The organism is Lachnospira hominis (ex Hitch et al. 2025) (assembly GCF_040096395.1).
Taxonomy (GTDB): Bacteria; Bacillota; Clostridia; order Lachnospirales; family Lachnospiraceae; genus Lachnospira; species Lachnospira hominis.
The window spans coordinates 1-6,544 of record NZ_JBBMES010000035.1 but is presented as its reverse complement, the minus strand read 5'-3'; the positions used below and the strand labels follow the sequence as shown (position 1 = coordinate 6,544).

The window sequence follows — 6,544 nt, the reverse complement described above, 5'->3', positions numbered from 1 at the left end:
AAGGAACGATATAAAAATCTATCAGCAACAGTAGGTAGAAAACCATGTTCTTTTTTAATTTATCCATCATATCATCACCCTTTCAAATTCCAGATTTGTTGCTCACTTTTCGTATTCAAATTATACCATAAAACTTGTGAACAGTTCTACCGCAACTTTGGACTATATGAGAAAAGTCCGAACAGTTTTCTGCCCGGACTTCCTCGCTCAATCATAAATCAATTCCGCTTTCACAATCTCCTCTGCCTGTGCCTTGCAAGCGTTCATCTGCCGCACCCATTCCATTTGATTATCGGCTTTCAGTTGCTCGGTCACGCCGTACTGCTTTGCCAGCTTCGGCACGATCAGCTCCATGCGTTTTCGTGCCGCTTCTTCAATCTCGGCGCAATGTTCAAAGAGCTTGTCGGATAGCACCAGTTCATTGAACAGTATCGGGCGGTGCATTTCTAAATACGCCTTGCGAAGTCTGCCGTAGTGTCCGATGGGCTTGGTCTTGCGGATAATGATGTTCGGGATAAGATAATCGCCGTTCCGTGTGTAAGTGATATTCATGCTGTTTGTACTCCTTTCATCGGCTCTCTCTGCGGTAAACTGCTGGCGGGAACGAACACGCCCTTTGCAATATCCTCCGCACGAATGGCGGCTTTCTTGGCTTCGATTTCTGCCTTTTTTCTCCCCTTGATTTTGTCCTCGTATCGCTTCTGCGCTCCGCTGGCTTTCCGCTTCAAGTAGTTCTGATGAAGCCTGTCTTTGCGTTCCTCACGCTTGCGGATTTCTTCTAATTCCTCTGGGGTAAGCTCCACTTCTCCAAACGCCGGAGGAACGAATCGCCCGACAAAATTGAAGTAAATCTCGACCTCCTGTGTGGTCTGTATACTGCCCTTGCGGTCACGCTCATGCACAAGGATTTTCTCGATAAACTCGTTGAGCATGGCAATGGTCAGCTTGTCGAAGTTCTCATATTTGTCAATCAGAGCGATAAAACGGTCAGCGTCCTTTTCGTGCTTCTCATAGCTCTTGACAGCCTTTTCCAGAACAGAGATTTCAGCGGTAAGCTCGGACTGTTCCTTTTCGTATTGAGCGTCCAGAGTGGCGTATCTGCTGTCGGACAGCTTGCCTAAAATGTTGTCCTCATAGATTTTGCAGAGCAGGACTTCCAGCTCGGAAACTCTCTGCTTTGCTGTGGCAAGGCGTGTGCGCTGTTTTCTGACCTCTGCCGTCTGCTGGCTGGACTGCGCTTCCTGCACCACACGGACAAACTCGGCTCGGTCATGCTTGGCATACTCGGCAATAGCTTTGAGCATTTCGGAAACAAGGGACAGTACCACATCTTCATTGATACGGTGCTGTGTCGTGCAGAGCTTTCCAACTGGGACTTTGCTGTATTGGGAACAGGTATATTGAGAAATACGCTTGCCGTTGTTGGTACGGTGGACATACATCTTGCCGCCGCAATCGGCACAATAAAGCAAGCCTGTGAGGGGAGCTGCTTCGCCCCAGCCGTCCGGGTAGCGTCTGACATTCCCACGGATTTTCTGCACAAGGTCAAAGGTCTGCTGGTCAATGATAGCTTCATGGGTATTCTCGAAAATCGTCCATTCGTCCTCCGGGACATAATGGCTTTTCTTGTCCTTGAAGTGCTTTCGAGTCTTGAAGTTGATGGTGTGTCCCAGATATTCACGCTTTTCAAGAATGTTGCAGATGGTGGAAGAACCCCAGCCGTACACATCTTTGAAAGTCTTGTTTTTATTCACACCCTCGCCGTGCTGGGCAAGGTAAGCGGACGGAATGAGGATTTTTTCTTCTTTCAGCTTGCTGGCGATCTGATACGGACCGTAGCCCTCAATCGTCATGGCAAAGATGCGCTTGACCACATCAGCGGCTTCGGGGTCAACCAACCATTGGTCTCTGGCTTCATTCCAGAGATAGCCGTAAATGACCGTGCCTGTGAGGTGCTTGCCGGACTTGCCTTTGGACTGGAAAGTGGAACGGATTTTACGGCTGGTGTCTCTGGCGTAATACTCGTTCATAATGTTGCGGAAAGGGGTAAAATCATCGTCACCTCTGGCACTGTCCACGCCGTCATTGATGGCGATAAGGCGAACGCCACGCTGACGCAGGATTTCCATAATCTGACCGACTTTCAGATAGTCACGACCCATGCGACTCATGTCCTTGATACACAGGTACTCCACATTCCCGGCTTCCACTTCTTTCATCATTGCCAAAAATCCGGGACGGTCAAAGCAAGTACCACTAATGCCATCGTCCGTGAAATGGACAATGTTTGTAAAGCCCTGCCGTGCGGCGAACTCCTCCAACATTGCCTTTTGATTGGATATGGAGTTGCTCTCACGCTGTTGGTCATCATCTTTGCCAAAGTCATCACGGCTCAGTCGTTCGTACAGTGCTGTGATTTTCTCGTTTTTTCTCATAACTTGCGCTCCTTTCTTCGGTTTTAGGTTATGTGTTCTAAGAGACTTCCTAACCGCTTGATTAAGAAGTCTTTTAGAGCATACAACACCGGCAGCAAGTTTGTACTTTTTGTACTGTCTTACTGCAAAATGATTGGGCTTATCCGCTTCCAGCTCCTCAAACAATAAGTCCACGGCATTTTTGAAATTCTCATCGTCCTCTCTGGCTTCGCTGGCATCAATCATATCAATCAGCATTGCGAAATTCTGCTCCTCCTCCGGAGCTTCATACCAGATATAAGCGATAAGTGCCGTGTAATAGAGCTTTTCAGCCTTGACCCAGAAGTCCTCACCGGATTGCTGTCCCTCTCCTTTGGTGTTGACTATAATCGTGTTTACAAGTTTCAAGATATCCTTTTCGCTCCGAATATAGGCGAAAGGATTGTAATGCATGGATTTAGCAAAATTTATGGTATTCAAAACTTTTATCTTGTACTTGCCCCTTTTTAACATTTTTCCGCACTCCACCAGTACCGTACCTTTCGGATCAGTGACAACATAAGACGAGTGCATCTGCATCAGATTCGGCTTCACAAAAAAGCGAGTCTTACCGGAACCGGAGCCACCGATAACAAGAATATTTTTATTTCTTGCATACTTCGGCTCTTTCGGTCTGCCGGACATCATCAACCGTTCCGTCTGTGTCAGAAGGACATTATTTTCAAACACAGAGTCCATATATGGCTCTATGTCCTTGGCATTTCCCCATCTTGCGGAACCGTATTCTACACCCTGCCGGAACTTCTTGGCATTCTTGGCTTTGTAATACACCACAAGTCGGAGTGCTATGCCACCTGCCACACCAATCAGTAAATCTCTTGGGTGGAAGCTGGGCAAAGGATTGGCAAACAGCTTATCAAAACGGTTCATGACTGCCATCATCTTATCAGAAGCATTTGTACCTTCTGATACTCTCCACAGCCATGCAACCTTGTCACAGAAATACCCAACAAAGATATAGGGCAGATTCAAAAGCACCAGCTTCTTGGTATCCATACCGCCTGCTTTTGCTTTCAGATTTTTCGGGATAGCTTTCAGATCCTTGGTTATGCCTTCAATGATGTTACTCAAAGACTCTGCCCCCTGTCCTTATTCTTTTCCCGGCTCCGTTCTCTGTTCTTATTCTGTGATACTGCATCCCTGAAGCGTTTCAGTTTCTCCCTTACGGAAATCCTGCCCTTTCGTTTCTCATTACCATAAACAAATTCCTTGAATGCCTGTGCTACCGCATCGGCATCCCTGCCCTTGAAAAATACCACATATTTCGGCGGGTCCGTTGTCTTGTCTTTCTTGACAGCAAAATCAACATTATATTTACGAGCTACCCGCTCAAAGGATTTGATATTGCCATCCGTCACTTTGATAGACGAAACTCCCACGCCCTCGCCAACCAGCTTTTTCACAGAAGTTTTACCATGCGTTTTCTGTGCTTTCTGTCTGCGGTGGTTCAGATACATCCGCATTGCAGCCTTCAAGACGTTGGCATCCAGTTTAGCAGTCTTAATTACAAGAGCGATTGTTTTCTGCGTTACTTCCTCTTGCATAAGTACCTCCGATCTGCATCTTCCTGTGCGTATGCTCCGCTAAGGCGGAACATACAGCCGATGTAATAAATACCTCATAATTCTCCTTTCCTCTTCTGGACATCGTGTCCAACAGCAATAAAAAAAGGGCAGCTACAAATCTCTCGACTTATAACTGCCCTGACGCTGTTTCCACTAAATTTTATATATAGGTACCTCAATAAGTTCTAAATATTCCTGTAATTTGCTCTTTAATTTTACCAATGCCATATTTCTGGTTTTTTTCCCTTGATTCATCTTCTCAACATCAATATAATCCAATATACATTTTATATTCGGAACGTCTGATTTAAAGAATTCATTCAAGTTTGAAAAATTATATACTTGTCTAACGCCATCCATAAAATTATAAATATTGATAACTTTAGCATTTTGTAATTGGTCAATAAATTTTTCCGGCTCAATATAATAGAAAAATTTATTATCACATAAATATTCTTCTCTATGTTCTTCGCACCTTTTTCCAAAGTTATCATCCCATGCTTCCTGACTGCATAGAAAATCATTATTGTCCTTTTTTTCTCCCTTTTCTTTATTTTCCAATATTTCAAATAAAGGCTTAACTATTTGATTATATTTCTCAACAAACTCTGCATTGTCACTTAAAATCTCCAAATAACAAGGTTCAAACTCTTCCGTATATACTTTTAATTTCTGTTCCATCAGTTCAACAAAATCTTTATAATCAAAACAGCTAATTCCTTGATATTCCATTTGCATAAGTGTGACAATTATATCCTTAAAATATCTTGGACTGTATTTTTGTTCTTGTAATTCAAACAATATTTCTGGAATAATCTTTTCTATATCCTCATCCTCCAATTCCCACCAAGAATACAATTTTCTATATTGTAACGATTTTTCCAGTTTACTCGAATCATCAATAATTTTTTGCTCGTTTACATTTTCCAATATTACCTTTTCAACTTCTTTTTTATCTATCTTACACTGCAACAAATAATCATCAACAAACTTGTATCCATATACCCTACTTTCATAAACATTTTTCTTATCATAGTACACTATTCCAGATTTTGAAGAACTATTTCCCCATGAATATACAACCTGTCCCAGCTTAATTTGAATTGAGGAGATCATAGTATATTTCAACACTCTATCCAATTCATACTCAATATACATATGTGGTTCAAATTCAATGGCATCTACAATACCATAAAACTTATCAAATGCAATTAAGCCAAAAATCAAAGTACGAATATTGTAATGTCTTTTTTCTTCAAAAATATTTATTATCTTTTGCTTGTGTTCCAACAAATAATCTTTTGTTTTATCTTCCATAATATATTTATCAATAATAGCCACAAACACATCAGATAAATTAGGTTGATAGTAGATTGTCAATCCGATTAGTTTTTCTTTAACCTTTTTATAAAAAATATCTTCTGAAAAAAGTTGTTCCGTTCTCCTTATTAACTGTTCTTTTGTATAGCTTACTTTATTATTCTTTGAATTGCCCTTTTCATCTAATTCAACTCTATCATCTAATACCATTTGATATTTATGTGAAAGTCCTTTAGAAAAATTCATTTTTCCAATCTCAGCTTGATTCGCTACCAAAATAATTTTTATATCATTATGCTCAACCAGATTATTGAGCACACCAAGTGTTTGATTTACTTCTATCTCACAGCGCTCCAAATCATCAAAAATAATTATAGCTTCTTTCAATTCCTTTAAATCAGATAATTGAGGTAAATCTTTAGAATCTAAATTAAAATATTTCATTCCTGCTGCAAACAATTTCGATGTAAATGAAATCCCTTTTTCAAGCATTTTTCCTTTATCTTCACCCAGTTTTTTCTCTATAAATTCTTCTACCATCGAAGAATAAATTTCATCCACAATTTGCTCAGAAGATGATATACCATACAATGAAACATAATATATATTTTTTTGCGGCACCGTCTCCCGTAACCTGTTAAGTAATTTGTCCTTAACAAAAAAAGTTTTTCCTGTTCCCCATTCACCATCAATCAAAATAGCTTGACAATATCTTTTATCTAAAACATATTCTAGTATCTGCTTAATAACTTCTTCATCCCTCTTTACCATTAGTAATTCTCCTTCTCTCGACATAGATTGTTAATAATTCTCCAATTATATTTCCAGTCTGAAACTTTACATCATCAAACAAGAATGCCTGAAACAAAACATCCCCCACCTTCGTCAGCCTTACCATTCCATACTCTTTTTCTGTAAGCCCTTCCATCTGCACATCCTTCATGGCAGCTTCCTTTCTCGCCACCAAACAATGCGTATACAATGCCATAATATACTTGTCCGACATCAGAAAGGCGTATGTTTCGTTCCCATGATATGTATATCGGCACTTTTCCAGATTTTCTTGCGATATGTCAAAATAACATCTGACCGTTTCCAGATATACATTTCCATTATACTCCGGCTTTAGCTTTTTTGCACACCTTTTGATTGTTGCAAATATATTATTTCTTTCTATTGCTGTCC

4 protein-coding genes and 1 pseudogene are annotated in these 6,544 nt (G+C 40.8%); all 5 read right to left on the bottom strand.

The window, feature by feature from the left end; translation table 11 throughout:
* Nucleotides 1-207: 207 nt before the first annotated feature.
* Nucleotides 208-552, bottom strand: coding sequence for a TnpV protein (locus WMO38_RS14775; RefSeq protein ID WP_078785309.1), 345 nt, complete (start codon nt 550-552; stop codon nt 208-210).
* On the bottom strand, nt 549-3,545 hold the full coding sequence (locus WMO38_RS14770) for a DUF4368 domain-containing protein (RefSeq protein ID WP_349163188.1): 2,997 nt from the start codon (nt 3,543-3,545) through the stop codon (nt 549-551). Before WMO38_RS14770 ends, WMO38_RS14775 begins: the two co-directional genes overlap by 4 nt.
* On the bottom strand, nt 3,542-4,018 hold the full coding sequence (locus WMO38_RS14765; RefSeq protein WP_349163187.1) for a PcfB family protein: 477 nt from the start codon (nt 4,016-4,018) through the stop codon (nt 3,542-3,544). The genes WMO38_RS14770 and WMO38_RS14765 overlap by 4 nt, the downstream gene beginning before the upstream one ends.
* A gap of 174 nt (nt 4,019-4,192) precedes the next feature.
* Nucleotides 4,193-6,130: a P-loop NTPase fold protein gene (locus WMO38_RS14760; RefSeq protein ID WP_349163186.1), complete on the bottom strand. Its 1,938-nt coding sequence runs from the start codon at nt 6,128-6,130 to the stop codon at nt 4,193-4,195.
* Nucleotides 6,114-6,544: pseudogene (locus tag WMO38_RS14755) on the bottom strand (hypothetical protein); the annotation flags it as partial. The pseudogene WMO38_RS14755 and the gene WMO38_RS14760, both read right to left, overlap by 17 nt.